Raw genomic sequence first — 25925 nt, forward strand, 5'->3', positions numbered from 1 at the left:
CAGTTAATGCCCCAGCAAATTGCCAAGCCAATTAACAATAAAATGCCTTCAACAGAAAGGCGCGGTGAGTTGGGCATAGTGTTGTTTATCGATCTTCCGGCGGATGAGTATTCAGGCGGCGACCGCCTTGGGTATAACTGGTTTGGTGGATAGCTGTTTTATGGCGCAACTTTCGGTGGGAATTGGCCTAACAGTTGCGCCATGGTATCGCCCAGTTTTTGTTCGGCGCTAAGGGAAAACTGAATGAGTGGAATACCTTCGGCGCTGCCACGCCATATGAGGGTGTTGTCACTGGCGCGCGTGACATCAATCAACATCACGCCCTCCTGTTTGCCGCGGTTCAATAATTGTGATGTGCCCAAGCCAACACTGCCGTGTCGCCCTACTGGCATGCCTATGCCAATACCTATGCTGCTATTACCACTTTGGCTTTGGCGCGAGAAAACCTGCAGGTCCAGTAACAGCTGGGGTTGATTTTTGTCGAGAATAAATCCCTGTGTAGCCAGTTGTTTGTCGGCGAGGCGAGTGAGTAATGCTTGGTCAGTGCCGCCTATGTCCAGGGTGATTGCACGCCAGTTGTAAGTTTTCAAATTGTTAAATTGGGTACCGGATTTGTAATCATTGGCGTAGTGCACGCTGGCGCAGCCGCTAAACAAGAGCGAGGCAACAAGCGTAAAGAGCGCATAAATACGGGTATTAGCCTGATACATGATGACTCCTTTAAATGGCGCAGAAACAGAAGCCGAGTATACTCCGCGCCGCCGCGTGGAGCTGTGCAAATTTGCAAAATAGCTACTGCTCCCGCAGACTTGGCGTATTAATTGCGTTGTTTTTGTGTTGCGACTGTTTGGTGATTTCAGCCTTAAATAAAGGAGTTTTTGTGGATTTCGTTCTTGTAATAAAAGCGATTGTGATGGGTATAGTCGAGGGCGTTACAGAATTTCTACCCATTTCCAGTACAGGGCATTTAATCGTAGTCGGTGATTTAATTAATTTTCACAGCCCCGGGCGTGTGTTCGAAATCGCTATTCAGTTAGGTGCGATTTTGGCAGTAGTTGTTGAGTACAGATACAAGTTTACCCAGGTTGCATTTGGCATGTTCAGCGATACCCAGGCGCAGCGTTTTGTTCTCAATTTGTTGATTGCGTTTTTGCCCGCTGCAATAGTCGGTGTCATGTTTATATCAGTGATAAAAACCTATTTGTTTAACGCCCTGAGTGTGGCGACCATGTTAATACTTGGTGGTCTGGTAATTTTGTGGGCAGAGCGGCGGCAGCATGATATTCGTGTAAAAGATGTGGATCAGATGACGTGGCGAGACGCCTTGAAGGTTGGGCTATTCCAGGTGTTATCGATGATCCCGGGGACATCCCGTTCCGGTGCAACCATTATTGGTGGATTGTTTATCGGTTTGGATCGCAAAGTTGCCGCTGAGTTTTCATTTTTCCTTGCCGTCCCTACGATGGTGGCGGCAACTGTTTTTGATATCTACAAACATCGCGATTTGCTTGATCTGAACGATTTTCCTATTTTTGCGGTTGGTTTTGTCACGGCGTTTTTCAGTGCGCTGGTTGCAGTACGCACCTTGGTGCGTTATGTCGCAAATCATAGTTATGAAATTTTTGCCTGGTATCGCATTGCGTTTGGCATATTGATACTTATTACCGCCTATACGGGCGCTGTAAGCTGGAGCATTTGATTTATTTACAGGTGTTCACTGAATACGTATGTAGCACCTGCTTAACCTGAATGTGACTTGGTACTATTTTGTGCAAACCTTAACTGGGCTTGCTTATGAAATTTGTTACCAGTCTTGTGTTGTGCCTGTTTGTGCTGGGCTGCAGCAGTCAATCTACTCACCATCAACACTATGCGGCTGCTTCAGTGCAGCCGCATATTGATTATCTGAAATCCTTTCCATCGCAGTATGTTCAGCCGCGCAACGTGGAAGTATGGCTGCCGCGTCAATATTTTTTGAACCCCCAGGCTTCATTTCCTGTGCTCTACATGCATGACGGACAAAATCTGTTTAACCAAAAAAGTTCTAATTTTGGTGTGGCTTGGGAGGTGGATGATATAGCCCAACAATTAATGGATAAGGGGGAAATAGCACCGGCGATTATCGTAGGAATTTGGAGTACGCCAAAACGGCGCATGGAGTATTTCCCCGAGCGCGCCGCGCAGTACTTTTCCACGCAGGATGCAGAGCTTATCGCGCAGCTCAAACAACATTTGGGTGAAGGTAAAACGACCGATTACCTTGCCGATGAATACCTGAATTTTATCGTCAAAGAATTAAAACCCTATATAGATTCCCACTATCGCAGTGAGCCTGATCGTGACAATACCTTAATTGCTGGCAGCTCAATGGGTGGTTTGATTTCCATTTACGCCCTGGCGGAATACCCGGAAGTGTTTGGCAGTGCTGCAGGCGTTTCTACGCACTGGCCGCTATTTTTTAATAACGACCGTATGGGGCCAGCAGAAAAGCTGCGCGATTATTTGCGCACTGCGCTGCCGATGGCGGGTCAACATCGGGTGTATTTTGATTTTGGCACTGCCACGCTCGATCAGTATTACGAAATACATCAGCGTCAGGTCGATACCATCATGGTTGATAAAGGGTTTACCCGTGGGCGTGATTGGGTAACCAAAAAATTCCCCGGTGCCGAACACAACGAGCAGGCTTGGCAAGCGCGCGTGCCGGACATTTTAAAATTCCTGCTACCGATCAAATAAAAATATTTCACTAAAAATTTAACAATAACCACGAGAGATTCAACCATGAAAACAATTCGATTTATTTCGCCCGGGCTGTGGCTGTTGGTGTTCACCTTATTGCTGGGTGCTTGCGGCGGTGGCGGTGGTGGCGGGAGTAAACCGGCCGCCTCCAGTGTGCCGCCGAGCAGTGCTCCGGCATCTGTTGCTTCCAGTTCGAGTTTATCCAGTTCAGTTGCTGCCAGTGTTGTTTCATCCCAAGCGCTTTCATCACAAGCAGCGTCCTCTGTAAATAACACCATCACCACCGTGACGATTCGCTATAAACGCAGTGCGGAGGATTACACCGGCTGGGGTTTACATTTATGGGGAAGTGCTATTGCCACAAGCACAGCGACAACCTGGGCGGCGCCGCACCCGTTTGATGCGATTGAAAATGGCTGGGCGGTGGCTAGTGTGCCGGTAACAAATCCAGCCGTGGCGTTTAACCTCATCACCCACAAAGGCGATTTTAAAAGTCCCACCGCTGATTTAAGTTTTGTGCCTAACGTCAATGGCGCAAATGTGTGGGTGGTGCAGGACAATAATAATTTATTTTTTAACGAGGCCGAGGCGAATGCCGCTGCCGCGTTAATTGGCAATGCTTCCGGTGCTTTGGATTTATCGCCGGTGGCTCCCATGACTGTGGATAGCGAATTGCCTGATGGGTGGAATAAACGCGCCAACTTTATGCAAATTTTTGTGCGTTCTTATCAGGATTCTGATGGCGATGGACGCGGTGATTTTCAGGGGTTAATCAGCCGTTTGGATTATTTGCAAGCGCTGGGTGTGACCGGTATCTGGTTAATGCCGATGATGGAAAGTAGCGATAACGACCACGGCTACAGTGTGATTGATTATCGCAAGGTGGAAAGCGACTACGGCACCATGGAGGATTTTGAAACCCTGCTTAGCGAAGCCCATGCGCGCGGTATAGGTGTCATCATCGACTATGTAATGAATCACAGCTCAAGTTCGAATCCACTATTTATTGATGCTTCGTCTACTGCCACCAACAGCAAGCGCGATTGGTATATTTTTTCCAGCAGCAATCCCGGTTGGACTAGCTGGGGCGGTAATGCCAGCTGGCACTCGGCAGCAAACAGTTTTTACTACGGAGTTTTTACCTCTAGCCTGCCGGATTTTAATTTGCGCAATAACAGCGTAGTTGCTTACCACATGGATAACTTGCGGTTTTGGTTAAACAAAGGCGTGGATGGTTTCCGTTTTGATGCAACCGGTGTGCTGTTTGAAAATGGTATTAACGCCTGGAGTGATCAAACGGAAAATCATGCGTTACTTGCAGAGGCACAAGCCGTTATTAACAGTTATGACAATCGCTACATGATTTGCGAAGCGCCGGATGCGCCTGCACTTTATGCGGTGGATACTTCCTGCATTAATTCCTTTGCATTTGGTTATCAGGGCGCAATTAAATCCACGGCGACCAATCGCAGTTTGAATTCATCACTCGCCACTTTGCTCAACTCTGCCACCAAAGCGACTATGCCGCTTATTTTATCCAATCACGATTCTTTTGCGGGCAATCGCCCGATTGGCGAATTGAGTGGAAATAATTTGGGTGATTATCGTGTGGCGGCAGCTATCACTACGCTGGTATCCAGCACACCTTTTGCGTATTACGGTGAAGAGATTGGTATGGCAAACGGCAATCAAAACGATGACGGAAAATTGCGCACACCAATGAGTTGGACTGCCAATACCACCAATGCTGGTTTTACAACCGCCACACCTTATCGCAGTTTATCAACCAACGTTAGCACGCGTAATGTTGCAGCCCAGAACGGCGTTGCAGGTTCATTGCTGGAACACTATCGCGCACTCTATGCGGTGCGCAATGCTGTGCCACTATTAGGTAATGGCAATTTGAGTTTGCAATCTGCGGCAGGTAATAGTCATGTCATTTTTACCCGCAGTGGTGAAGGTAAGGTGGCTGCAGTGCTAATTAATTTATCGCTTGCCGCGCAGAATCTCACGGTCAATACCGGGTTAAATAACACTGCCTTTGTGCAAAAACTGCCTGCAGGTGATGCGCCATTTACTAGTAATGGCGCAGGTGCAATCAGTTTAAGTGTTCCAGCGCAAACTGCAGTGGTGTTGATGAGTCAGTAAAAATCCAAATAAATTTTCTTTGCAGAAAAAATAGCGCCCACAGTGGCGCTATTTTTTAATGTTTACCGGAGACTAGTGCACGTGAATTACTGTCCCTAAAAAAGCGCCGCTCTTCATCTTGTACTTGATGCAGTTTTTGTTTGTCCAGACTAATCGCCGTGTTGTTGATATCAGTCCAGGCGTATTGTTTGCCGTTGCTCCTGTCCAGCACTGTGCCCTCTACCCAGTAGGCGTTATTGTAATAGGAGGACATCACCAGGCTGCGTGTCTCAGGTAGCGCAAATAAATTGGCGCCGGTGCTGTAAGCTTCGCGGGCGGTGCTGCAACCAAGCACATTTTCCATAAGCGTCGGCACTATATCCTGATGGCTGGATACCCGCTGTTCACGCTGGGCAGTGGTTTGCCCAGGGGCGTGAACCAAGAGCGGGGTGTGAGTTTGCCAGCGGGTAAAATTACTGCCGTGCCCCCAAAATCCCGCCGCATTTTCATTGAATTCTTCAGCGTGATCGCCCGTAACAATAACCCAGGTGTTTTCCAAGGCGCCGGTTTTTTTCAAATGATTTAATATTTTTCCCAGAAGATGATCAACGTAGTACAAGCTGTTGTAGTAATCATTTTTATAGGGCGTATTGTCAGCGTATTTATTAAATGCATAACCGCCTTTCACACTGGGCAAAGGTGTAAATCGGGTAAATTTTTTCGGATATTTATAGGGTGAGTGAGACGAGGTTAAAAACACAAAGTCAAACCGCGCCTCGGTGTGTGAGGGTTTATAGTGTTGTAAAAATTGATCTACTACTGCCGCGTCAGTTTTTTTTTGGTAAAAATTTTCTGCAGGAACTCGTGGAAAAATCAAACTGCGCATTGCAAAGCGATCAAGGTTGGAGTTGGTAAAAATATGTTGTTGATAGCCGCGCTCAGCCAGGGTTTCGGTAAATTCACTGGGGTTGGCCGCAGGCGTTGCCTTAAACGCGGGGTAATAGCTCGCATGCAAGCCATAGAACAGGCTGAATAAACCCGGGATGGTGGCCGAGCCGCCGGAAATATGCTGGTCAAATTGTGTAGCTTGCTGGCTAAACCGAGTAACGTTTGGCATTACTTCTGCATTCAGTGCGGCTGCTTGCCAGCTCTCTACCACCAGCATAATGATGGAGGGTTCAGCGGCAGGAGCTGCACATTGCAATGGCTCTAGCGGATAGCGCACCACACTTTTTTCCTGAATTGCTGCGCGATCCATTTTACCTTTTACCGGAGGCAAGATTGCTGGCGCCAACTGCGCCAGGGTTTCAGCATGTTTGCTGCTGGTGACCGGGCGATAGACTGGTAAATAGGGGTTGATATAACTCACTTCCTGGCGATGATATTTATTCGCCCAAATATTAAGTGAAGAATTGATGGCAAATAAAATCGCCATGATTGATATCACCAAATATAACGGTGCTGCGCCAAAAACCAGGCGATCACTCTCCTGCGTAGGTGTTGCTTTTTTATGTACCCAGCGGCTCAGCCATCCGCATCCGGCAATTATTAATACTGCTGCGGCTATAGCGGTAAACAAAATAATATTGGGAAGGCCTAGTCCTTCAAAATCCATTACAAACATTTCCAGCATTATCCAATCCACATGAAATAAATACAGGCTAAATGTGGCGACATCCACGCCTAAAAAAATAAGCCAGAGCGCAAGCAACAGCGCATAAAGGGGACGGGTAAATCTTGTCATCGCCAGCGGCAGGCATAGCAGGCCAATAATGGTTAATAAGAGGCCGTAATAGCCAATGCTGCTCAACAGGTATAGCTGTCCGTGAGTGCTATCGGGTGATGGCATCATCCACCAATAACTGGCGATAGGAATTAACGAGAAGAGCAGCACTAACAACGTAAAATAGCCGTGCGCAACAAAATGCCTTTTATTCATGGATATAAATCTCTGTCTAGCGATATTCACGAAAGTTTTTGCAAGTGCATTTCGCTCACATAAAGAGCGGAATAAAAAGTTTACAAATTGCAGGTAAATGAATGCCGTGTCGGTGAATAAACACTGACGCAGTTCTGCAGTTTGTCGTTTTTGTTATTAGCGGTGGTTGTTATTAGATGTGGTGTTTTGTCAGCCAAGGCTGCGCAACCAGAGAAGGCTATGCTCTATTAAAACGGTGATAGTTAATTGCACCTGTTAACAGAGGCTGCGTATATTGCTTGCGATTCAAGCCTGTGGATCGATAAGTCGAACCACACTGGTATTGGCTTCCCGGCTTTTGCCTGCTTTGTGCAGTGCTTGTAAGTAGCTCTCCCAGAGCTGCTCTTTATTTACGCCCAAGTGGTGTAAATACTCCCAGGTGTAAATGCCTGTAGAGTGCCCATCATCAAACACTAATTTCAGCGCGTAATTACCTGCACGTTCAAGCGCTGTGATGGCGACATTTTTTTTGCCGTATTGCAATACTTCCTGGCCCGGGCCGTGGCCTTTAACTTCTGCACTGGGCGAATGCACCCGCAAAAATTCTGCCTCCAGTAACAACACTTCTGCACCATAGTGCAGCTCTAATCGTTGCGAGTTTTTATGAAAGCGAATTTTTGAAGGTGTCATCGAGTAATCTTTTGGGCTGCGGGAGCGCTAGCTCCCTGTATTGCGAAATTCTTACTGATTTGCATTTGCGGTACAACTTACACTTGTCATAAAAGTGTAAGCTGCAACAAGAATGCGGTTAATTGTTCGCCTTTACGGCGGTGAAATTAACAGCAGCAAATGTGTTAGAGGATAAAGCGACTCAGGTCTTCGTTTTTAGCCAACTCACCCAAGTGGCGCTCTACAAAAGCAGCGTCGATGGTCACGCTATTGTTTGCATCGCCGGCGCTGAATGACACGTCTTCCAGCAGGCGCTCAAGAATGGTGTGCAAGCGACGTGCACCAATATTTTCAGTGCGCTCGTTGACTTCAAAGGCGGTCTCCGCAATGCGGCGAATACCATCTTTGGTAAAACTCAAACTGACACCTTCCGTTTTCAGCAGGGCTTCTTGTTGTTCAGTCAGCGATGCTTTGGGCTCGGTTAGTATGCGTTCAAAATCGTCGGGTGTGAGCGCCTGCAGTTCTACGCGAATGGGCAGGCGGCCCTGTAGTTCAGGAATTAAATCGGAAGGCTTGCTCAGATGGAATGCGCCCGAGGTGATAAATAAAATATGGTCTGTTTTTATCGTGCCGTGTTTAGTGGTGACAGTGCAGCCTTCAATCAGCGGCAACAAATCGCGCTGCACACCTTCGCGTGAAACATCGGCACCGCTGACATTACCGCGGCGCGCCACCTTATCTATTTCATCGATAAATACTATGCCGTTTTGCTCGGCTGCTTCTATCGCCTGCGCTTTGATATCTTCGTCGCTCACCAGTTTTGCTGCTTCTTCGTCTTGCAATTGTTTGAAGGCTTTTTTAACCGTGAGTTTGGCTTTTTTGGTTTTATCGCGGCCCAGTGAAGAAAACATGCTTTGCAATTGATTAGTCATGTCTTCCATACCGGGTGGCGCCATGATCTCTACGCCGACACTTGCGGCGGCCACATCGATTTCAATTTCTTTATCGTCCAGTTCGCCCTCGCGCAATTTTTTGCGGAAAATCTGGCGAGTGCCGGATTCATGTTTACTTTCTTCGGGGGATAAATTTCGCGCGGGTGGCAGGAGTGCATCCAGAATGCGCTCTTCGGCGGCTTCGGCGGCGCGGTGCTGTACCGATTTAACCGCCTGCTCGCGGCGCATTTTGATGGCGACATCGACCAAATCGCGAATAATGGATTCCACATCGCGACCAACGTAGCCCACTTCGGTAAATTTGGTTGCTTCAACTTTAATAAACGGCGCATTCGCAAGTTTCGCCAAGCGTCGCGCAATTTCAGTTTTGCCAACCCCGGTGGGGCCAATCATTAAAATATTTTTGGGTGTAATTTCATTGCGCATTTCGGCTGGCACTTGCATGCGGCGCCAGCGGTTGCGCAAGGCAATGGCTACTGCGCGTTTGGCATCGGCCTGACCAACAATGTGTTTATCTAATTCGTGCACGATTTCGCGCGGAGTCATGGAGGACATATAAAAACCCGTCAATTAAGGTGTTTGTGCAAGCGGTGCGCTGCACAAGAATTAATAATCCAACACTTCAATGGTGTGGTTCTGGTTGGTAAACACGCAGATGTCGCCGGCAATTTTTAAGCCTTTTTCCACAATGCTGCGCGCATCCAGGTTGGTATTTTCCAGCAGTGCGCGTGCGGCGGCCTGCGCATAATTGCCTCCCGAACCTATAGCGATCAAATCGTCTTCCGGTTGGATGACATCGCCATTGCCGGTGATGATGAGTGAGGCATCTTTATCGGCGACTGCCAGCAGCGCTTCAAGGCGGCGCAGGCTGCGATCGGTGCGCCAATCTTTGGCGAGTTCCACGGCGGCACGAGTGAGTTGGCCGTTGTGAGCTTCCAGTTTGGCTTCAAAGCGCTCGAACAGCGTAAAGGCATCGGCAGTGCCGCCGGCAAAGCCTGCCAGCACCTGGTTTTTGTAGAGGCGGCGCACTTTGCGTGCATTGCCTTTCATGACGGTATTGCCGAGTGAAACCTGGCCATCGCCGCCGATAACCACTTGCCCATCGCGGCGCACAGAGAGGATTGTTGTCACGGGAATTCCTATTGAGTTGATTCGGAAAAGGCTGTGTATACCAGCCGGGGTATTGTCGCGTTAAGTCGGGAAAATGGGGGCAGCCGCGCCTTTTTCAAGGCGCGGGTGAGCGATGTCAATCAGCGGGGATTACTTGGTTTTAGCGCGTTTCAGAACCAGTGCATTGTATTGGTTGTTCACCAATTGGCTGCGGGCGCTGGTTAACTCGGCTTGTGTGTTAAATGGTCCTACCACAACGCGATGCCAGACTTCACCTTTGCGAATTTCTACAGTTTCGATGCGCGCATCCAGATTGATCATAATTAACTGGGCGCGCAATTTGTCGGCATCTTCTGCTTTGGGGAAAGAACCTACCTGCAGGAGATACTCGATTTTTTGTTGGTCAGCGGCCGGCTTTTCGTCATTGATGGTCTCGCTGGCCGGCACTATGGTTTCGCTTTCCTGCAGTAATTTATAAAAATCAAACCGCGGTTTTGGCGTTTTGTTTTCCTCCACCTTGGGTTTGGGTTGCTCTTGCGGCGCAGGAGTCGTAGTAGGGTTTTTAATAAAATACAAACTCGCCGCAAAGGCGCCCAGCACCAAACCTGCCACAAAAAATAGCCATCCAGGTGTTTGGCCATTATTGGCGGAGCGGCTGGAGGCACTGCGGCCTGCCGGCGCGCGGCTCTTCTTGGCGAAATCTCTACTCATGAAATATAGGTATCTATAGGGGTGACACAACAGGTGACACGGAAGGGTGGCTACAGGGGCGCGATTGTAAACGGCTTGCCTTCCCCAGTCACTACGCGGTCTTTATGCCATGTCTTGCGGGTCTACATCGATTGACCAGCGCACTTTGCTGGCGAGCGGATGGGCTTCCAGTTGGAGTGCCAGTTGGGACAATAAGGCTTGCAGGGGTTTGCGTTGGGCGGCGTTGAATTGCAGTTGATAGCGGAATCGGTCGCCGCGCTTTTCCATCATGGCGGGCAGTGGGCCCAGGTAGCTCAGCGCTGGGCTGGGTGCTTGTATCGCTTCGGCTAACTGGCGTGCCTGCTGTAAAAAATGCACCGCTTGTTGCGCCTGCTTGCTCTCTGCCCGCAGCAGTGCCAGATGGCGAAATGGCGGAAGCTGGGTGAGTTGGCGCTCCTGCAGAATTAGCTCCGCGAGGGCGTGGTAGCCTTTGTATATCAGTGTCTGCACCAACGGGTGATCGGTGTGATGGGTCTGCAACAGGACGCGGCCGGGTTTTTCGGCGCGACCGGCGCGACCGGCGACTTGAAGCAGGAGTTGACCCATGCGCTCCGGCCCGCGGAAGTCAGTGCTAAACAGACCGGCATCGGCATCGATAATAACTACCAGAGTTACATCTTCAAAATGATGCCCCTTGGCCAGCATTTGGGTGCCTACCAAAATACAGGGCTCGCCTGAGTGCACATCGGCCAGCAGGGTTTGCATGCTGTTTTTATTGCGGGTGGAGTCCCTGTCTACCCGAATCACTTTGGTCGCCGGAAATAACTCCTGCAGCACCAGCTCGCTACGCTCTGTGCCCTGGCCAAGAGGTTGTAACTTGCTGCTATTGCAGCTCGGGCAACGTTTGGGCAGGGCGCGCTGGTGATCGCAGTGATGGCAGTGCAGATGGCGCGGGTTATTGTGTACCGTCATGCGAGCATCGCAGTGATTACAGCTCGCCAGCCACCCGCAGTCATGGCACTCCAGTGCCGGGGCGTAGCCGCGCCGGTTGAGGAAAACCAGCGCTTGGTTGCCCCGTTTCAGAGTGTCGCCAATCGCATTGATACTGGCTTGGGCAAACCCCTCGTGAAGTGTTTCACCGCGAATATCCAGTAGCTCTATCTCCGGCGGTTTGGCATTGCCGGCGCGCGCCTGCAAGCGTAAATACCGGTAACGCTCCAGTTTGGCGTTATGTAGGGTTTCCAGTGAGGGCGTTGCCGAACCGAGAATTAACGGAATGCCTAAACGATGCGCCCGCATTGCTGCCAAGTCGCGAGCAGAGTAGCGAAAACCGTCCTGTTGTTTGAAAGAACCGTCGTGCTCTTCATCAATAATAATAATGCCCGGCTCTTTGAGGGGCGTGAACAATGCCGAGCGAGTGCCGATAATAATGCGTGCAATACCTGCTCGCGCTTGTAGCCAGGCATCCAATCGCTCGCGATCATTCAAACCCGAGTGCAGCGCCACAATCGGTAAATTAAAGCGGCGCTGGAAGCGTTGCAGGGTTTGTGGGGTAAGACCAATTTCCGGAACCAGCACTAACGCTTGTTTACCATTCTTGAGCGTTTCTGCGATGGCTTGCAGGTATATTTCCGTTTTGCCACTGCCGGTAGCGCCATCCAGCAGGTAGGTATTAAAGCTGTGATACTGGATTTGCTCAAAGGCGGGTCGTTGTTCATCGCTCAATAGCAGTGGCGGTTCGCGCAACAGGGTTGCCGGTTGCACTCCGCTATCGGGAGTAACCTCTATTTTCTGTGCCAAGCCTTTATCGATAAGCGCTTTGGCAATGGTGCCGGGGATGTCGAGCTCGCTTAATTCGCGCAGCGCAAGTTGCCCTCGCTGTTGCAATGCTGCCAATAACGCGGCCTGTTTGGGAGAGCGCTTAAGCGCGCCCTCTGGCAGCCCCTTGCCCTCGGTAGTCAGGCGCAGAACGGGTTCGCCGCGCAGGCGAGCTTGCTCCCCTTGGCGCAGCAAGGCGGGTAGTGCAGTGTGTAAGCCTTCACCCGGCGCGCATTGGTAGTAGTTGGCGGCCCAGGAGCAGAGTTCCAGCAGTTCCGGGCTTAGGGCGGGTTGCTCATCAATCACGCCAAATGCAGCGCGGAGTTTATGTTCGGGTTGTTCACTAAGGCTTTTTACAGCTACCAGTACCCCCACCAGTTGCTGTCGCCCAAATGGGACGCGCAGCAAAACTCCCGGTACTAGTTGCGCCAGTTGTTCTGGCGACATGTCGGCAGGCGGCAAATAGTCGAAGTGTCGTCTAAGTGGGACGGGCAGCGCGATTTCGAGCAGAGGGATTTGGGTGGCTGTCATTACTGTGGCTGATGAATCAAACAGTCGCCAAGAATAGCCTATATTGATTAGCGGTGTTATGGCCGCGAGTTACTGGCCTATTTTTATCCATGCAACGTATGTGTGTATTTGTATCCGCATCGTTATTTATAGGTTGTGTCTGAATATGGGTTCTTTTCAGTGAGGTTACCCCAAGAGCTATTCGGGCTAGATTCATATCAATAACTTTTTAATAGGATAGTTGTTAAATGATGCCCAGCGCATCGCCACAATAAGATCATGAAAAATGATCAAAAGTAGTTGAAAACCACCGTGTTAGGTCAATTAATAAACCCAAGAGGTAAAACCTATGAAGCGTAGAGACTTTATAAAACTGTCTGGTATTGGTGCTGGTTTGGCGCTTATTCCGGTTACTAATCTGGCTGTGGCTGAGACCCCCAAGGTAAGCCCAACAGAGCCGCAAGCAAGCGCATTGGGATATGTGGAGCAAAGCCCGCAAGCGGGATCTAATTGCGCAAACTGTGCCCAAGCCAAGGGTGATTTAGCGGGAGAGTGGGTGGGTTGCAACATTTTCCCCGGTAAGGAAGTGAAGGCTGCTGGTTGGTGTAAGGTTTGGTCGCCTCGCCCGCAGTAAGCCAAGTTTGAATGTTGCTGGATGTTTTTTGCGCTAAACGGCTGTTTTGGGTTGCGCCCAACCGGGTTTCTGGTAATATCGCGCCTCCTTGAAAACAGCCGTTTTTCTTAACCATGTGCGGTGCTCGGCAAGAGATCGGGTGGCGGCACAGCTCACAAAGGCATTCATCATGAAAGCAGACATTCATCCAAATTACGTTGACGTTGCAGTAACTTGCAGCTGCGGCAATAGCTTCACTACTCGCTCTACTCTGGGTAAGGCATTGCACGTAGACGTATGTGGCAGCTGCCACCCTTTCTACACTGGCAAGCAAAAAATTGTTGATACCGGTGGCCGTATCGATCGCTTTACCAAGCGTTTCGGCAGCCGTATCGGTGGCGCCAAGAAGTAAGGTTAACGACTTGTCGGTTAGCCTTATTGCCAAGGTGCTGAAGACGCCGGGAATGAAAATTCCCGGCGTTTTTTTATGTGCTTTTTTCTCCTTTTCCTCTGCGGCGGATTGCGGTTATCCAGCCGGCGCCTTTTATGAGGTCGCCAAGGTTGCTGATGGCGACACCATCAAACTGGCAGATGGTCGCTCGGTTCGGGTGTTGGGTATCAATGCGCCCGAAATTGCCCATGGTAAAAGTGCGGCGCAGCCTCTTGGTCGCGAATCCCGTGCGGCGGCGCAAGTATTTGTCCGGCAGGCAGGTGGGCGGGTGCGGCTCGGATTTGAGCGTGAAAAGTCAGATCGTTACGGCCGACTGCTCGCTCATGTTTACGACAGTAACGGTCGTAGTTTGGCGGTTGAGTTATTAAAACAAGGAATGGCGCTGCAAATATCCGTTCCCCCGAATGTGACTCAGGAAGCATGTTTGCTCAGCGTTGAGCGCCGCGCCCAAGTGCAGCGTTTAGGGGTGTGGCGCAATCGGTATTGGAATGCCTTTCCCGTTGAGTCGCTAAAACCCGGCGATGAAGGTTTTCGTTATTTACGAGGGCGGGTTGTGCGAGTGGATGTCAATTCATCTGTTTGGCTGGAGCTGGATGGAAATCTGGTGGCGCAAATATCAAAGCGTGATTGGGCGGGTTTTGGTTATAGCAAACAGCAATGGCTGAAACTGAAAGGTCAGCACATCCAACTGCGAGGCTGGGTTAGAGCGCGCAATGTTACCCGGTCTGGAAAAACGCATAATTTCAAGCCGTTGGTAGTGCAATTGCGCTCACCCGCTGCTTTGCAGGTGAGTGCTGCAGATACCAAGGATTAAAAGAGGGTTTTAGAATAGCTCTTCAGGTAACGTAACCTGTTCACTCGCTTCGTTCCCTGCCGCTGATGTGCGAGCGGTGTCTTCGCCTAAAAATACCTCAAAAATAGCATCCGGGTCGCCTGGCATGGCGGGTTTGCCTGTGTCCGGGTTGATTCGTACAGTGACAATGCCTTCAGGTTGACGAGGTAGGTTGTCCGGTACTCCCTCAAGGGCGATACGCATAAAATCAATCCAGATTGGCAGTGCTGCCGAGCTGCCAAATTCGCGTTTACCCAGCAGGGTATTTTGGTCGAACCCAACCCATACTGTTGTTGCGATATTGGGGTTGTAGCCAGAGAACCATGTGTCGCGTGGGCCATTGGTTGTGCCTGTTTTTCCCGCCAAATCGCGGCGTCCCAGTTGTTTCGCCAGGCGCGCGGTGCCTTTATCAACTACATCGCGAAGGATTGAGTCCATTAAGTAGGCTATGCGCGCATCAATAATTCTTGGTGCTCGCTCACTCGTGTCCAGGCTGGGAACTGCAGGTAGCTCTGAACCGTCTTCAGCGTAAGTGATGGATCGATTTTCACACTCCTTACATACTCGTTTAGGGCGCGCTTCGTAAACGACCCTGCCCTTGTCATCTTCTATGCGGGTAACCAGATAAGGGTCAACCTTGAATCCACCATTTGCAAAGCTGGCGTAAGCAGTTGCCATCTGTAGCGGAGTGAGCGCATGGGTGCCCAGGGCAAGAGTGAGATCGCGCGGAAACTCCTTAGGATTAAAGCCAAAGCGCGCAAGGCTATCCAGGGCGGTTTGCATACCAATACTGCGCAGCAGGCGAATTGATACCAGATTGCGTGAACGATAAAGCGCTTGTCGCAGACGCATTGGCCCTACAAATTTGCCATCGTCGTTTTCCGGACGCCAGGCGACCCCAGTGCTGGTATTTTCTATGACAATAGGTGCGTCATTGATAATAGATGCAGGAGTAAAGCCATTTTCTAATGCGGCAGTATAAAGAAGGGGTTTGAAGCTGGAGCCTGGTTGGCGGAATCCCTGCGTTGCACGATTGTAGTGGCTTTGGTTGAAGTCAAATCCACCTACCAAAGAGCGTATAGCGCCATCCAGTGGGTCAAGCGATACCAATGCTGCTTGAATGGCGGGAACCTGACTAAATTGCCACTGGGCATCATCATTTTTAGTGATACGTACCACATCACCGGCTTTAAGAAAGTCAGTTGCTTTGGTGTAGGCGGGGCCTCGGCTGTCTTCAGTGATGTATGGCCGCACATTCGATAGCCCCTGACTCCAATCCAGATCAATCTGTTCTCCATTGCCCAGCAGTACTTTGATAGTTTTTTCGGTAACTTGCAAAACGGCAGCGGGATCTATTCCTCCAAGGCTTGGAATAGTCTGCAGTTCGTCTTGCCAATCTGACAGGTCAGGCTGTGTTGAAGGTTTAAGGCGGCGTTCCGGCCCGCGGTAGCCGTGGCGCTGGTCGTATCCTAATAGCCCTTTTAGTACGGCCGCCTGAGCTGTGGCCTGCATTGCGCTGTCAACACTGGTATAAACTTTGTACCCTTCGGTATAGGCTTTGTCGCCGAAGCGATCCAGCACTTCCTGTCTAGCCATCTCCGAAATATAAGGCGCTTGAACATCCAGTGTGGTGCCGTGATAACTGGCGGTATTGGGTTCATTAATGGCTGCTTCGTATGTCTGCTGATCTATGTGGCCCAGCTCATACATACGGCCGATGATCCAATCACGGCGAATCATGGCTCGTTTTAGATTGGCTAAAGGGTTGTAGGCGGAAGGGGCCTTGAGTACACCCACGATCATGGCGTATTGGGCAACGCTCAGCTCTTTAATATCTTTCCCATAGTAGATTTGCGCGGCGGACTGTAGGCCATAAGCGCGATTACCAAAAAACATCTTGTTGTTAAATAACTCAAGGATTTCCTCTTTAGTAAATTTTCTTTCAATTTCAATGGATAAGAGGATTTCGTTAAACTTACGTGAGAAGACCTGTTTGCGAGTGAGAAAGAAATCACGCGCCAACTGTTGAGTGATTGTACTTCCTCCCGATTGGATGGCGCCGGATTTTAGAATTTGTGAAGCGGCGCGCAACATGCCTTTTATAGAAACTCCATGATGATCAAAGAACTCTGCATCTTCGGCGGAGAGGAGTGCTTTTATATAAAGGGGAGGGATCTGATCGTAAGTAAGCGGGGTGCGGCGCTGTTCACCAAATTCGCCAATAAGCTTGCCGTCGCTTGAATAAACGCGTAATGGCGTCTGTAATTTGATTTCACGCAAAGTCTCTACTGAAGGTAATTTGGGGCTTAAGTAGAGATAAAGCCCGGCAAGTGTCACCAAGGTAACGCTAATGCCGGCCAGTAACAGCCAAAAAATAATGCCAAAGAGGGATTTTTTACTGAACATTTTTTCTATGTGAATTAATGGGTTAGCGAAGCTGCTGCAGGTGGCCGGCATTATACGGGCTTTTTGCCTGTTTACATATTCATCGGTTTGTTGCAGGCTTAAGTTAAAGTGCTATAACATAAACAACGTCTAAGTTACGGATATAGATAGAAAAATGGGCATTTTCAGTTTCCTCGATAAGAAAGCAAAACCGGTGATCGGGCTTGATATAAGCTCCACCTCGGTCAAGTTGCTTGAACTCAATCGTGTGGGCGACCGCTATCGGGTTGAGTCCTATACCGTAAAAGCGCTTCCACCAAATGCAGTCGTTGAGAAGAACATAGCTGACCCAGCCGCTGTGGCTGAGGTTATCCGCTCAATGGTCAAGCAATCTAAAACCAAACTCAAACATGCTGCTGTTGCTGTAGCTGGTTCAGCAGTGATCACGAAAATGATCGACATGCCGATTGACCTCAGCGATGACGCCATGGAGAGCCAGATTGCCGCCGAGGCAGATCAATATATTCCTTTCCCTCTTGAAGAGGTGATGCTCGATTTTGAAGTTCAGGGCATATCCCCACGCAATCCTGACCAAGTCGAAGTCTTGCTTGCAGCTTGTCGTCGCGAGAATGTTGACGTGCGCCAGCAAGTATTAAGTGATGCAGATCTGATCGCTGAAAAGATTGATATCGAAGCCTATTGCATGGAGAGAGCCTTTGAGTTGATCGCTGAGCAGTTGGAGGATCAGGAGGGGCAGGTAGTTGCGATTATCGATATAGGCGCAACCATGACCACACTCAGCGTGTTGGTGGATGGTAAAACGGTGTATACCCGTGAACAGCTATTTGGTGGCCGTCAGCTTACTGAGGAAATTCAGCGTCGATACGGTTTGTCCCGTGAAGAAGCTGGGCTTGCTAAAAAGCAAGGTGGATTACCAGACGATTATGAGATGGAAGTGCTGGCGCCATTTAAGGATGCTGTTGTGCAGCAAGTCACTCGATCTCTTCAGTTTTTCTTTTCCGCCAGTCAATACAATGATGTTGACTACATTATTCTCGCCGGTGGTGTTGCCTCGTTAGAGGGATTGGTTGGTCTGATCGAAGAAAAATTGGGTACACAAACAGTTGTTGCCAATCCCTTCGCCAAAATGTCTGTTTCCTCAAGAGTTAATGCCGTGTCTTTGGCTAATGATGCGCCTGCATTGATGATTGTTACTGGGCTGGCAATGAGGAGTTTCGACTAATGGCCAAGATTAACTTATTACCTTGGCGCCAAGCCTATCGCGAAGAGAAAAAGCGCGAATTTATTGGAATTATTATTGCCATTGTCATGATGGCATTGCTGGGGGCATATGCTTGGGTTGCGAGTGTGCAATCGGCAATAGAGAATCAAAATGCTCGCAATCAGTTGCTTAAACAAGAGATTGCCAAACTTGATGCTCAGGTAAAAGAAATTAGCGAGATTAAAAAGGTTCGTGATGATTTATTGGCTCGCATCAAGGTTATTACTGATTTGGAAGGAACACGTCCGGTTATTGTTCGCTACTTTGATGAAATGGTAAGAGCCATTCCTGATGGTGTGTGGCTGACTAGCATTGATCGCAAAGGGGATCTGGTCACTATCGAAGGGGTTGCTGAGTCATATAATCGAATTGCAAGCTTTCTCAGAAATCTTGAGGCTTCTGAATGGTATGCATCACACAATCTCATTTCTGTGGATGCGGCCCCAGATGAAGGTGAAGATGCAAGTGTATTCAAGATGACTGTTCAGACCTCAGCTCCAGTAGATCCTCTTAGCGAAGCAGCGCAATCTGCTGGAGGAAAAAAATAATGTCGTTTCAGGAAACCCTCGATCAATTAAAAGATTTTGATGTCAACAATATTGACTTCGACAAGGCAGGTGTATGGCCTTGGCCCGCCAAGCTTTTTGTCTGCCTTATCTTGATCTGTCTGATATTTGCGGGCACTTACTATTTTAAGATTAGTGATTTGAATATCCAACTTGAAACTGTTGTTGCTCAAGAGGCCACGCTCAAAGCTACCTATGAAAAGCGTAGTTTTGAAGCTGCTAATCTGGATGCCTACAAAGCGCAGATGGAAGAAATGAAAGTGACATTCGATTCGCTTCTTTCTCGCTTACCAGCAAAAACAGAGGTTCCAGGTCTGCTTGAGGATGTGGGGACGCGCGCAGGTGAAAGCGGTTTAACCAATATCAATATTAATTTTAGACCTGATGTAGTGGCCGAATACTACATTGAGGTGCCTATCGATATTTCGGTAGATGGTGGTTATCACGATATGGGTGGGTTTGTCAGTGGTGTTGCTGGTATGCCAAGGATTGTAACTCTGCACGACTTTTCTATCAGCTCTTCAAAAACAAATAAAACGCTGAGCATGAAAATTGTTGCGAAAACGTATCGTTACAAAGCTCAGGAGGGAGACAAATGATGAATGCCTTTCGTTATGTCCCCTTGGTGTGTGCCTTATTTTTGGTTGGGTGTGAGCAGTCTAGCCATCAGGATATTGTTAATTTCATGGAGGAGGCTAAGCGGCGCCCTAAAGGGCAAATAGAGCCTTTGCCGACTTTCAGCCCTTACCAGCCATTTGCGTACAGTGCGATGACGTTGCGCAGCCCTTTTGAAAAACCTATTCCAGTTGATGAGACTGCTGCAAAAGGAGGGCGTACAGTTGTTCCTGATTTAACACGGGAAAAAGAGTTTCTCGAGCGATTTAACGTAACCGCGTTGAAAATGGTAGGAACCATAGAGAAGTCGGGGAAATTGTGGGCTTTAATTGATAATGGTGAGCGTGATGTAGTGCCGGTCACTGTTGGCAATTATCTCGGAATGAATCACGGCAAGATTATTACAACTAGTCCATCACAGATCGAAATCATGGAGATCGTGGGTGATGGTTCAAATGGTTGGGTTGAACGTCCCAGAATTATTAAATTAGAAGAGAAGGAATAAGCAGATATGCGTGCTCTATTCACTCCGGGGTTGAATATGCGTAAATTTTTAACTGTATTGGTTGGCTTCTTGGTGGCACCAATATCTTTGGCAAATACATTAACTGACATTGGTTTTTTTCAGTTGCCGGGAGAGCGTTTTGAGGTGCGGATGTCATTTGACTCTCCGCCTCAGATACCCCAAGGTTATACCATTGAAAAACCAGCGCGTATTGTGCTGGATTTCCCTGATGCCGTGAGTGCACTTAAGGAACGTCGTTATCCATTAGCTGTGGATAATGGGCAAAGTGCTATGGTCCTCACGAGTGAAGGCCGCACGCGTTTAATATTGAACCTCAATGATTTGGCGCCCTACACAACTCGCACTGATGGCAATAATTTTATTGTCGAGGTCGGTGCTGCCAAAGGCATGGAGGGTAAGCAAGCTGTTCGTCCATCCGTGGATATAACTCAAAAAAGCGGATTAAAAGATACCGACATTACACCCAGTCAAACACGAATCACTAACGTAGATTTTCGCCGTGGCACAGCAGGCGAAGGGCGAGTAGTGATTACTCTCTCAGATCCAAAAGTTTCTGCTGATATGGTGGGTACTGGCGCCGGTGTGCGGTTAACATTCAAAGATGCATGGCTGCCTCCAGAGCTTCGCCGTCGACTTGATGTTGTTGATTTTGCAACTCCTGTGTCTTTAGTTAGCGCTGGACAAGAGGGTGAAAGTGCTGTGCTGAATATTGCTGCAGGTGGAGACTTTGACTATTTGGCTTATCAAACTGATAAGGAATATGTTGTTAGTATTAAGCCTCTTACTGAGCAGGAAAAGCAGGAAAAGAAAAAAGATTTTGAGTACACCGGCGAAAAGTTATCGCTTGATTTTCAGGACATTGAAGTTCGTGCTGTATTGCAAATCATCGCTGATTTTACTGACTTGAACCTAGTTGCCAGTGATACCGTTCAAGGCCGAATTACGCTACGTTTGCAAAATGTACCTTGGGATCAGGCTCTGGAAATGGTTCTAAAGAATAAAGGGCTGGATAAGCGTCAAGTTGGTAACGTTCTGATGGTTGCTCCTGCTGCTGAAATTGCAGAGCGTGAGCGTCAGGAAATCACGACCAAAAAGCAACTTGAGGAGCTTGCTCCACTGAGAACTGAGTACATTCGTGTTCGTTATGCAAATGCAAAAGAAATGTTTGAATTATTCCGCGGTGATTCGGGAGGTGGTTCTGGTGGCGGTGCAGGCGGTGGGTCTGGTGGTAGCCGTGCAACTGGCAGTGTTCTCTCTGAGCGCGGTCAGGGGGTTGTCGATGAACGCACCAACTCTATTATCATCACTGATACGGCAGAGCGAATCGAGGCATTTAAGCGTTTGGTGGATCAAATTGATATCCCAATACGCCAGGTAATGATTGAGGCCAGAATCGTAATTGCCAACACCGATTTCCAACGTGAGCTTGGTGTTCGCTGGGGGGGGATAGGCTATAACGAAAAACCAGGCAGCCGGATCATTGATTTTGCCGGATCAAGAGAGGGGCTAGATGATACTGATGGTACAAGTCCGCGAGATTGGTTTGTGCAAGGCCCTGATGACAATAGATCATTTGATATAAATGAAGCTGACGCAGTTGATCTTGCTGTTGCCAACCCTTATGCCAGCGCAGCAATAGGTGTGCTAACAGACAATACCTACTTGGATTTGGAGTTAAGCGCACTGGAGAATTCTGGTTATGCGGAAATCGTTTCCCAACCTAAGGTGATTACTAGCGACAAGCAGTTGGCAGTAATCAAGTCCGGTAAAGAGATTGGTTATCAGGAAACGGCTCCGAGTGGCGGTACAACTACAGGTTTCCGTGAAGCAGTGCTGAAGCTGGAAGTGACTCCTCAGATTACGCCCGACAATCGCATTATCATGGATTTGATTGTTTGGAAGGATTCGATTGGTCAAAACACTCCTTCTGGTGTGCCGACTGTCGATATCACACGTTTAGAAACAAAAGTGCTTGTAAACAATGGTCAAACAGTGGTTCTTGGTGGAGTCTTCTCTTTGGAGGGGACGAAGGGGGAAAACAAGGTTCCTGTATTAGGGGATATTCCTTACTTGGGACGCTTGTTTAAGAAAACAGTTGATAATCAATTCAAGACTGAGCTGCTGATTTTTGTTACGCCAAAACTGATGTCGGATACCTTGTCAAACTAATGCGAAAAACGAATGTATTTTTGGTCGGCCCCATGGGGGCCGGCAAATCAACCATCGGCCGCCTTTTGGCGGCCGAACTTAATTTAAGTTTCCGTGATAGTGATCGCGTCATAGAGGAGCGCACCGGGGCAGATATTCCCTGGATATTTGATATGGAAGGTGAAGAGGGTTTTCGCGAAAGGGAAACAGCCGTTCTTCAGGAGTTGGCAGGTGAGGCTGATGCAGTAATTGCAACTGGTGGCGGTATTGTTTTGCGAGAGCAAAATCGTAATCTTATGCAACAATCCGGTTATGTTTGTTACTTGACTGCTTCTATCGATCAATTGGTTGAACGCACTGCGCGAGATAAAAAGCGCCCGCTCCTGCAGGTAGAGAATCCACGCCAAAAGATTATTGATCTCGTGACCCAGCGTGATCCGATCTATCGTGCTGCTGCTGATTTTATTGTAAGCACAGATCGCCGTTCCCCCAAAGCGGTTGCGCAGGAAATCGCATCCCTTGTTCAAGGGGGCTAAGCCCCCCCCTTTCATTGTTGTTTCTTCTTTGCCGCGCTTCGGCACTTTCTCTTTGATTATGATGCTTTGTGGTAAAGTGCGTACCTTTCCATAATTATTCCATCAAGGCGATTTATATGCAGGTTTTGAGTGTTAATTTGGGTGATCGCAGTTATCCCATTTACATCGGTGAAGGATTGTTATCGCAGCCTGAGCTCTTGACTAGGCATATTCGCGGGCGGCAGCTGTGCATAATAAGTAATGATCGCATTGCGCCTTTGTATATGGATAAACTTTGCAGTTCCTTAACTGGTTTGCAGATCAGCAAAGTTATTCTGCCTGATGGTGAAAGTCATAAAACCCTTGAGATTTGGGCTAGTATTTTTGACACCTTGCTAGCCGAAAAACACAATCGCACAACAACACTTATAGCGCTTGGTGGGGGTGTTGTTGGCGATATGACGGGCTTTGCGGCGGCTTGTTACCAGCGAGGGGTTGATTTCATCCAAATTCCAACCACTCTGTTGTCAATGGTTGATTCATCGGTTGGTGGAAAGACCGGTGTTAATCATCCTCTTGGCAAAAACATGATTGGAGCCTTTTATCAGCCTCAATGTGTACTTGCCGATATTTCATTACTTTCCAGTTTGCCTTCTCGCGAATTATCAGCAGGCATCGCCGAAATTATCAAATACGGTTTGATATCTGATTACGATTTTTTTGTATGGCTTGAAAATAATATAGATGCATTGCTTGGTGGTGACGCATTTGCCCTGACCTATGCCGTTCAGCGTTCTTGCGAGAATAAAGCGGCTGTTGTTGCACAGGACGAACGCGAGGGTGGGTTGCGCGCTATTTTGAATTTTGGACATACCTTTGGTCACGCTATAGAAACTGCTCAAGGTTATGGGAATTGGCTGCATGGCGAAGCTGTCGGGGCAGGTATGGCAATGGCTGCTGATTTATCATGGCGGCGTGGTGCGATTAGTGACTCTGAACTTGCCCGTATTGTCGATTTGTTGCACAAAGCCAAGTTGCCAACCAAAGCGCCGGCCGATATGTCGCCAGCACAGTTTATGGAGTTAATGGGGGTTGATAAAAAAGTGCTTGATGGTCGTTTGCGCTTGGTATTACTTGAGTCAATGGGTAAGGCGATTACAACCAGCGATATAGATTTGGTGATGTTGCAACAGACTTTTGATGCCAGCAAAGCAGTTATCTGATTGATGTATTGAGAGGTTTTTCATGACGGGACACCCGCCATTGCGAGCACAGCCTGATAGTCGATTGGTTGATCAGCCTGCGGGCCAGCAAGGTTATTTGTTTGATGTACCTGGCGCTGAGGCTGATGAACAATTGTTGGCCGATTATCGCCAGCGTTACGGTTTGTCCGAAGATCCTTTTGCCCAGGATTACTCCTTTCCGCTATTCACCGGTGCAGGTCGACGTCAATTGCTCGATCAGTTATTGCACCTGTGCCAATTCAGTAACAGTCTACTGGTTGTTCTGGGCGACGTTGGTGTAGGTAAAACTCGCACTGCCCATGCATTCATGGATTCCTTGTCTGATCACGACCAAATCTGTTTCTTAAGCCTGCAGTCGAACCAGAGTCTGGAGCAAGTGCTTACCGCTATTACCCAGACCTTTGGGATCAATACAGGGCCATTGCCGTCGGCCGAAAATTTATTGAGTGCGATTGAAGCGTTTATTGCGGAAGAAGCACAGGTTGAGGATGAAGGGCTGGCAGTTGTTGTTGTCGATAATGCCCAGTTGTTGGATGATCAGACACTCGCTGTGCTGTCTGCACTACTTAATAATTTCCCCCAACAAAATCGGTTGCATCTTGCCTTTTTTGCTGAGCCTAGTTTTTTACGCCGTCTGGAGCGCATCAGCCCTGAAAGTTTGTTGATCAACGATTTTCATTTGCAGCCATTCACCTTGGCAGAAACTGTAGATTATTTAAACTTCCGGATGGAAATGGCTGATTACCTCGGTCCGGAAATTTTTACGGAATCTATGGTTGATCCCTGGTGGCGCCAAGCGCAGGGGCACTTGGGAATCCTTCATGAATCTGCACAAGAGCGGTTACTGGAATCAGTCACTCCCAAACTTACATTCGATAAACGCAGTCTGCCAGTTGCACACATAGTAGCGATTGCACTGCTGATTGCTGTAGTTGGTACGGCCTTCTTGTACATGGGTGAGGATGATAACCCGGCTCCGCCAGTGGCAGTGATGCCGCCACAGGTGCCTGCGACCGGTCAAGCGGCAACTAGCAGTTCGCTTGAGCTTACCTCCACCCAAACGCCGGTTCAGCCATTGCTTCAAACACTGCCTCAGCCGCAGCAGCCAAACCAGATTGCTGCTACCCAGCAGCCAGTAGAGTCGTCGCAAGCACCACAGGTAACCGGCGAGAGTGATACTGGTTTCGCGCGTGAGGAGGTAGTTCCACTTGCACAGTTGCCGACGGTACCGGCCAAGAAGGTCGAGCCGGTTGCTCAGGTGCCGGCCTCAAGTGCTGCACAATCGACAGCTGCATCTGCCTCCGTTGTTGCTGAACCCGCCCCAAAACCTGAACCTAAGCCCGTTTTAGTCGAACAGCCCGCTCCAAAAGTGATACCGGACAAAAAACCATTGGCTACAACAGCCAGTTCACAGGAGCGCAATATTCTTGCCTGGAGCCCTAGTGAATACACAGTGCAGTTACTGGGGGTGAGTAATCGCAAGGCCGCGCTGGACTATATGGCTGCCCAACCTAACAAGGGCGAACTACTGATGTTTAAAAGTAAGCGTCAGGGAAATGATTGGTTTGTAGTAATTACCGGTCGTTTTTCCAGTTCCGCTGAGGCGCGTCAAGCTATTGCCCGTTTGCCTGCATCACAGCGTGATGCAGGTCCATGGCCGCGCGATGTAAAAGCTATCCAGTCGGAAATTAAGTCTGCGCTGTGATATCCGGGAGTAAGTTTCATAAAAAACGCGACTCTAGGTCGCGTTTTTTATGGGAGGCTGAATTTGAAGTTAGTCTTCGCTCTCGATCAGCTCGCGATATTCCGCTGCGTCCATCGCCTCGTCGAGTTCGGCTAAATCGTCAGGTTTTACACGGAAGAACCAGCCATCGTCGTAGGGTGAGCTGTTTACGGTTTCGGGGGCATCTTGCAGGGTTTCGTTTACCGCAACCACTTCGCCAGATACCAGTGAATAGATGTCAGAGGCGGCTTTTACCGATTCCACTACCCCGGCTTCTTCGCCCACTGCTACGCGTGAGCCAACCTCTGGTGTTTCTACGTAGACGACATCGCCCAAGGCATCCTGAGCATGATCGGTAATACCGATGGTGACTGTGCCGTCTTCTTCCACGCGAGCCCATTCATGACTGCTGAGGTATTTCAATTCTTTGCGTATGTCGCTCATGATTATTTCCTGTGAAAACTTTTTAACGTTGTGAAATGTTAGTT

General features: G+C 48.8%; 24 protein-coding genes. 15 read left to right on the forward strand and 9 right to left on the reverse strand.

Annotated features, from left to right (window positions below):
- The first annotated feature begins 6 nt into the window (after positions 1–6).
- The gene (locus ACFODX_RS09680; RefSeq protein WP_378118515.1) at positions 7–153 is read left to right on the forward strand and encodes a hypothetical protein; all 147 of its coding nucleotides are present in this window, start codon (positions 7–9) and stop codon (positions 151–153) included.
- Between the two features lie 5 nt (positions 154–158).
- Here ACFODX_RS09680 and ACFODX_RS09685 read toward each other — a convergent pair whose 3' ends face one another.
- Positions 159–710: a DUF4136 domain-containing protein gene (locus ACFODX_RS09685; protein WP_378118517.1), complete on the reverse strand. Its 552-nt coding sequence runs from the start codon at positions 708–710 to the stop codon at positions 159–161.
- A gap of 170 nt (positions 711–880) precedes the next feature.
- Between ACFODX_RS09685 and ACFODX_RS09690 the strand changes: the two genes are divergently transcribed.
- The 3 genes from ACFODX_RS09690 to ACFODX_RS09700 all read left to right on the forward strand — a co-directional run bounded on the left by ACFODX_RS09690 (position 881) and on the right by ACFODX_RS09700 (position 4890).
- Complete coding sequence (locus ACFODX_RS09690; protein ID WP_378118519.1) at positions 881–1699, forward strand: undecaprenyl-diphosphate phosphatase; 819 nt, start codon at positions 881–883, stop codon at positions 1697–1699.
- A gap of 95 nt (positions 1700–1794) precedes the next feature.
- Positions 1795–2739, forward strand: a complete 945-nt coding sequence (locus ACFODX_RS09695; protein ID WP_378118521.1) for an alpha/beta hydrolase — start codon at positions 1795–1797, stop codon at positions 2737–2739.
- Positions 2740–2784: 45 nt separating this feature from the next.
- Positions 2785–4890 (forward strand): alpha-amylase family glycosyl hydrolase, encoded by a 2106-nt coding sequence (locus ACFODX_RS09700; protein ID WP_378118523.1) that lies wholly within the window; start codon positions 2785–2787, stop codon positions 4888–4890.
- Positions 4891–4945: 55 nt separating this feature from the next.
- On the opposite strand, the gene ACFODX_RS09705 is transcribed toward ACFODX_RS09700, so the two are convergent.
- The 6 genes from ACFODX_RS09705 to ACFODX_RS09730 all read right to left on the reverse strand — a co-directional run bounded on the left by ACFODX_RS09705 (position 4946) and on the right by ACFODX_RS09730 (position 12558).
- Positions 4946–6808, reverse strand: a complete 1863-nt coding sequence (locus ACFODX_RS09705) for a sulfatase-like hydrolase/transferase (RefSeq protein ID WP_378118525.1) — start codon at positions 6806–6808, stop codon at positions 4946–4948.
- Between the two features lie 285 nt (positions 6809–7093).
- Positions 7094–7477 (reverse strand): gamma-butyrobetaine hydroxylase-like domain-containing protein, encoded by a 384-nt coding sequence (locus ACFODX_RS09710; RefSeq protein WP_378118528.1) that lies wholly within the window; start codon positions 7475–7477, stop codon positions 7094–7096.
- A gap of 164 nt (positions 7478–7641) precedes the next feature.
- Positions 7642–8964, reverse strand: coding sequence for an ATP-dependent protease ATPase subunit HslU (gene hslU, locus ACFODX_RS09715; protein WP_378118530.1), 1323 nt, complete (start codon positions 8962–8964; stop codon positions 7642–7644).
- 51 nt (positions 8965–9015) lie between these two features.
- Positions 9016–9540, reverse strand: coding sequence for an ATP-dependent protease subunit HslV (gene hslV / locus ACFODX_RS09720; protein WP_378118532.1), 525 nt, complete (start codon positions 9538–9540; stop codon positions 9016–9018).
- A 129-nt stretch (positions 9541–9669) separates the two neighbouring features.
- Positions 9670–10230: an SPOR domain-containing protein gene (locus ACFODX_RS09725; RefSeq protein ID WP_378118534.1), complete on the reverse strand. Its 561-nt coding sequence runs from the start codon at positions 10228–10230 to the stop codon at positions 9670–9672.
- A 102-nt stretch (positions 10231–10332) separates the two neighbouring features.
- A complete protein-coding gene (locus ACFODX_RS09730; RefSeq protein ID WP_378118535.1) occupies positions 10333–12558 on the reverse strand; it encodes a primosomal protein N' in 2226 nt (741 codons plus the stop codon).
- A 328-nt stretch (positions 12559–12886) separates the two neighbouring features.
- On the opposite strand from ACFODX_RS09730, the gene ACFODX_RS09735 reads away from it, so the two are divergent.
- From ACFODX_RS09735 to ACFODX_RS09745, 3 genes are all read left to right on the forward strand, one after another.
- On the forward strand, positions 12887–13171 hold the full coding sequence (locus tag ACFODX_RS09735; protein WP_324259908.1) for a high-potential iron-sulfur protein: 285 nt from the start codon (positions 12887–12889) through the stop codon (positions 13169–13171).
- Positions 13172–13340: 169 nt separating this feature from the next.
- The gene (gene rpmE, locus ACFODX_RS09740) at positions 13341–13562 is read left to right on the forward strand and encodes a 50S ribosomal protein L31 (RefSeq protein ID WP_378118538.1); all 222 of its coding nucleotides are present in this window, start codon (positions 13341–13343) and stop codon (positions 13560–13562) included.
- A 10-nt stretch (positions 13563–13572) separates the two neighbouring features.
- Positions 13573–14415 carry a thermonuclease family protein gene (locus ACFODX_RS09745; RefSeq protein ID WP_378118540.1) on the forward strand — a complete coding sequence of 281 codons (843 nt, stop codon included), beginning with the start codon at positions 13573–13575 and terminating at the stop codon, positions 14413–14415.
- A gap of 9 nt (positions 14416–14424) precedes the next feature.
- Here the strand turns inward: ACFODX_RS09745 and ACFODX_RS09750 are convergent, their stop codons facing one another.
- Complete coding sequence (locus tag ACFODX_RS09750) at positions 14425–16890, reverse strand: penicillin-binding protein 1A (protein ID WP_378118542.1); 2466 nt, start codon at positions 16888–16890, stop codon at positions 14425–14427.
- Between the two features lie 103 nt (positions 16891–16993).
- On the opposite strand from ACFODX_RS09750, the gene ACFODX_RS09755 reads away from it, so the two are divergent.
- From ACFODX_RS09755 to ACFODX_RS09790, 8 genes are all read left to right on the forward strand, one after another.
- Positions 16994–18061 carry a pilus assembly protein PilM gene (locus ACFODX_RS09755; protein WP_324259904.1) on the forward strand — a complete coding sequence of 356 codons (1068 nt, stop codon included), beginning with the start codon at positions 16994–16996 and terminating at the stop codon, positions 18059–18061.
- On the forward strand, positions 18061–18648 hold the full coding sequence (locus ACFODX_RS09760; RefSeq protein WP_378118545.1) for a PilN domain-containing protein: 588 nt from the start codon (positions 18061–18063) through the stop codon (positions 18646–18648). The genes ACFODX_RS09755 and ACFODX_RS09760 overlap by 1 nt, the downstream gene beginning before the upstream one ends.
- Entirely contained in the window at positions 18648–19265 is a 618-nt protein-coding gene (gene pilO / locus ACFODX_RS09765; protein ID WP_378118547.1) for a type IV pilus inner membrane component PilO, read from the forward strand. The genes ACFODX_RS09760 and pilO overlap by 1 nt, the downstream gene beginning before the upstream one ends.
- Positions 19262–19786, forward strand: coding sequence for a pilus assembly protein PilP (locus ACFODX_RS09770; RefSeq protein ID WP_378118549.1), 525 nt, complete (start codon positions 19262–19264; stop codon positions 19784–19786). The genes pilO and ACFODX_RS09770 overlap by 4 nt, the downstream gene beginning before the upstream one ends.
- Before the next feature lie 6 nt (positions 19787–19792).
- Entirely contained in the window at positions 19793–21976 is a 2184-nt protein-coding gene (gene pilQ / locus ACFODX_RS09775; RefSeq protein WP_378118551.1) for a type IV pilus secretin PilQ, read from the forward strand.
- Positions 21976–22491 (forward strand): shikimate kinase AroK, encoded by a 516-nt coding sequence (gene aroK, locus ACFODX_RS09780; protein WP_378118553.1) that lies wholly within the window; start codon positions 21976–21978, stop codon positions 22489–22491. The genes pilQ and aroK overlap by 1 nt, the downstream gene beginning before the upstream one ends.
- A gap of 116 nt (positions 22492–22607) precedes the next feature.
- Positions 22608–23693, forward strand: coding sequence for a 3-dehydroquinate synthase (gene aroB / locus ACFODX_RS09785; RefSeq protein WP_378118555.1), 1086 nt, complete (start codon positions 22608–22610; stop codon positions 23691–23693).
- A gap of 40 nt (positions 23694–23733) precedes the next feature.
- On the forward strand, positions 23734–25419 hold the full coding sequence (locus tag ACFODX_RS09790) for an AAA family ATPase (protein WP_378118557.1): 1686 nt from the start codon (positions 23734–23736) through the stop codon (positions 25417–25419).
- 69 nt (positions 25420–25488) lie between these two features.
- On the opposite strand, the gene gcvH is transcribed toward ACFODX_RS09790, so the two are convergent.
- A complete protein-coding gene (gene gcvH, locus ACFODX_RS09795) occupies positions 25489–25881 on the reverse strand; it encodes a glycine cleavage system protein GcvH (protein ID WP_324258638.1) in 393 nt (130 codons plus the stop codon).
- Positions 25882–25925 lie beyond the last annotated feature (44 nt).

Source organism: Cellvibrio fontiphilus (genome assembly GCF_042646205.1).
GTDB lineage: Bacteria > Pseudomonadota > Gammaproteobacteria > Pseudomonadales > Cellvibrionaceae > Cellvibrio > Cellvibrio fontiphilus_A.

What these genes read in the sequence shown, in the direction of transcription:
- ACFODX_RS09710 (WP_378118528.1), bottom strand. Translation starts at nt 7,477, where the DNA reads ATGACACCTTCAAAAATTCGCTTTCATAAAAACTCGCAACGATTAGAG.
- ACFODX_RS09695 (WP_378118521.1), top strand. Translation starts at nt 1,795, where the DNA reads ATGAAATTTGTTACCAGTCTTGTGTTGTGCCTGTTTGTGCTGGGCTGC.
- ACFODX_RS09680 (WP_378118515.1), top strand. Translation starts at nt 7, where the DNA reads ATGCCCCAGCAAATTGCCAAGCCAATTAACAATAAAATGCCTTCAACA.
- ACFODX_RS09755 (WP_324259904.1), top strand. Translation starts at nt 16,994, where the DNA reads ATGGGCATTTTCAGTTTCCTCGATAAGAAAGCAAAACCGGTGATCGGG.
- ACFODX_RS09735 (WP_324259908.1), top strand. Translation starts at nt 12,887, where the DNA reads ATGAAGCGTAGAGACTTTATAAAACTGTCTGGTATTGGTGCTGGTTTG.
- hslU (WP_378118530.1), bottom strand. Translation starts at nt 8,964, where the DNA reads ATGTCCTCCATGACTCCGCGCGAAATCGTGCACGAATTAGATAAACAC.
- aroK (WP_378118553.1), top strand. Translation starts at nt 21,976, where the DNA reads ATGCGAAAAACGAATGTATTTTTGGTCGGCCCCATGGGGGCCGGCAAA.
- ACFODX_RS09760 (WP_378118545.1), top strand. Translation starts at nt 18,061, where the DNA reads ATGGCCAAGATTAACTTATTACCTTGGCGCCAAGCCTATCGCGAAGAG.
- ACFODX_RS09725 (WP_378118534.1), bottom strand. Translation starts at nt 10,230, where the DNA reads ATGAGTAGAGATTTCGCCAAGAAGAGCCGCGCGCCGGCAGGCCGCAGT.
- aroB (WP_378118555.1), top strand. Translation starts at nt 22,608, where the DNA reads ATGCAGGTTTTGAGTGTTAATTTGGGTGATCGCAGTTATCCCATTTAC.
- ACFODX_RS09685 (WP_378118517.1), bottom strand. Translation starts at nt 710, where the DNA reads ATGTATCAGGCTAATACCCGTATTTATGCGCTCTTTACGCTTGTTGCC.
- ACFODX_RS09705 (WP_378118525.1), bottom strand. Translation starts at nt 6,808, where the DNA reads ATGAATAAAAGGCATTTTGTTGCGCACGGCTATTTTACGTTGTTAGTG.
- pilQ (WP_378118551.1), top strand. Translation starts at nt 19,793, where the DNA reads ATGCGTGCTCTATTCACTCCGGGGTTGAATATGCGTAAATTTTTAACT.
- ACFODX_RS09770 (WP_378118549.1), top strand. Translation starts at nt 19,262, where the DNA reads ATGATGAATGCCTTTCGTTATGTCCCCTTGGTGTGTGCCTTATTTTTG.
- ACFODX_RS09700 (WP_378118523.1), top strand. Translation starts at nt 2,785, where the DNA reads ATGAAAACAATTCGATTTATTTCGCCCGGGCTGTGGCTGTTGGTGTTC.
- gcvH (WP_324258638.1), bottom strand. Translation starts at nt 25,881, where the DNA reads ATGAGCGACATACGCAAAGAATTGAAATACCTCAGCAGTCATGAATGG.
- rpmE (WP_378118538.1), top strand. Translation starts at nt 13,341, where the DNA reads ATGAAAGCAGACATTCATCCAAATTACGTTGACGTTGCAGTAACTTGC.
- ACFODX_RS09750 (WP_378118542.1), bottom strand. Translation starts at nt 16,890, where the DNA reads ATGCCGGCCACCTGCAGCAGCTTCGCTAACCCATTAATTCACATAGAA.
- pilO (WP_378118547.1), top strand. Translation starts at nt 18,648, where the DNA reads ATGTCGTTTCAGGAAACCCTCGATCAATTAAAAGATTTTGATGTCAAC.
- ACFODX_RS09730 (WP_378118535.1), bottom strand. Translation starts at nt 12,558, where the DNA reads ATGACAGCCACCCAAATCCCTCTGCTCGAAATCGCGCTGCCCGTCCCA.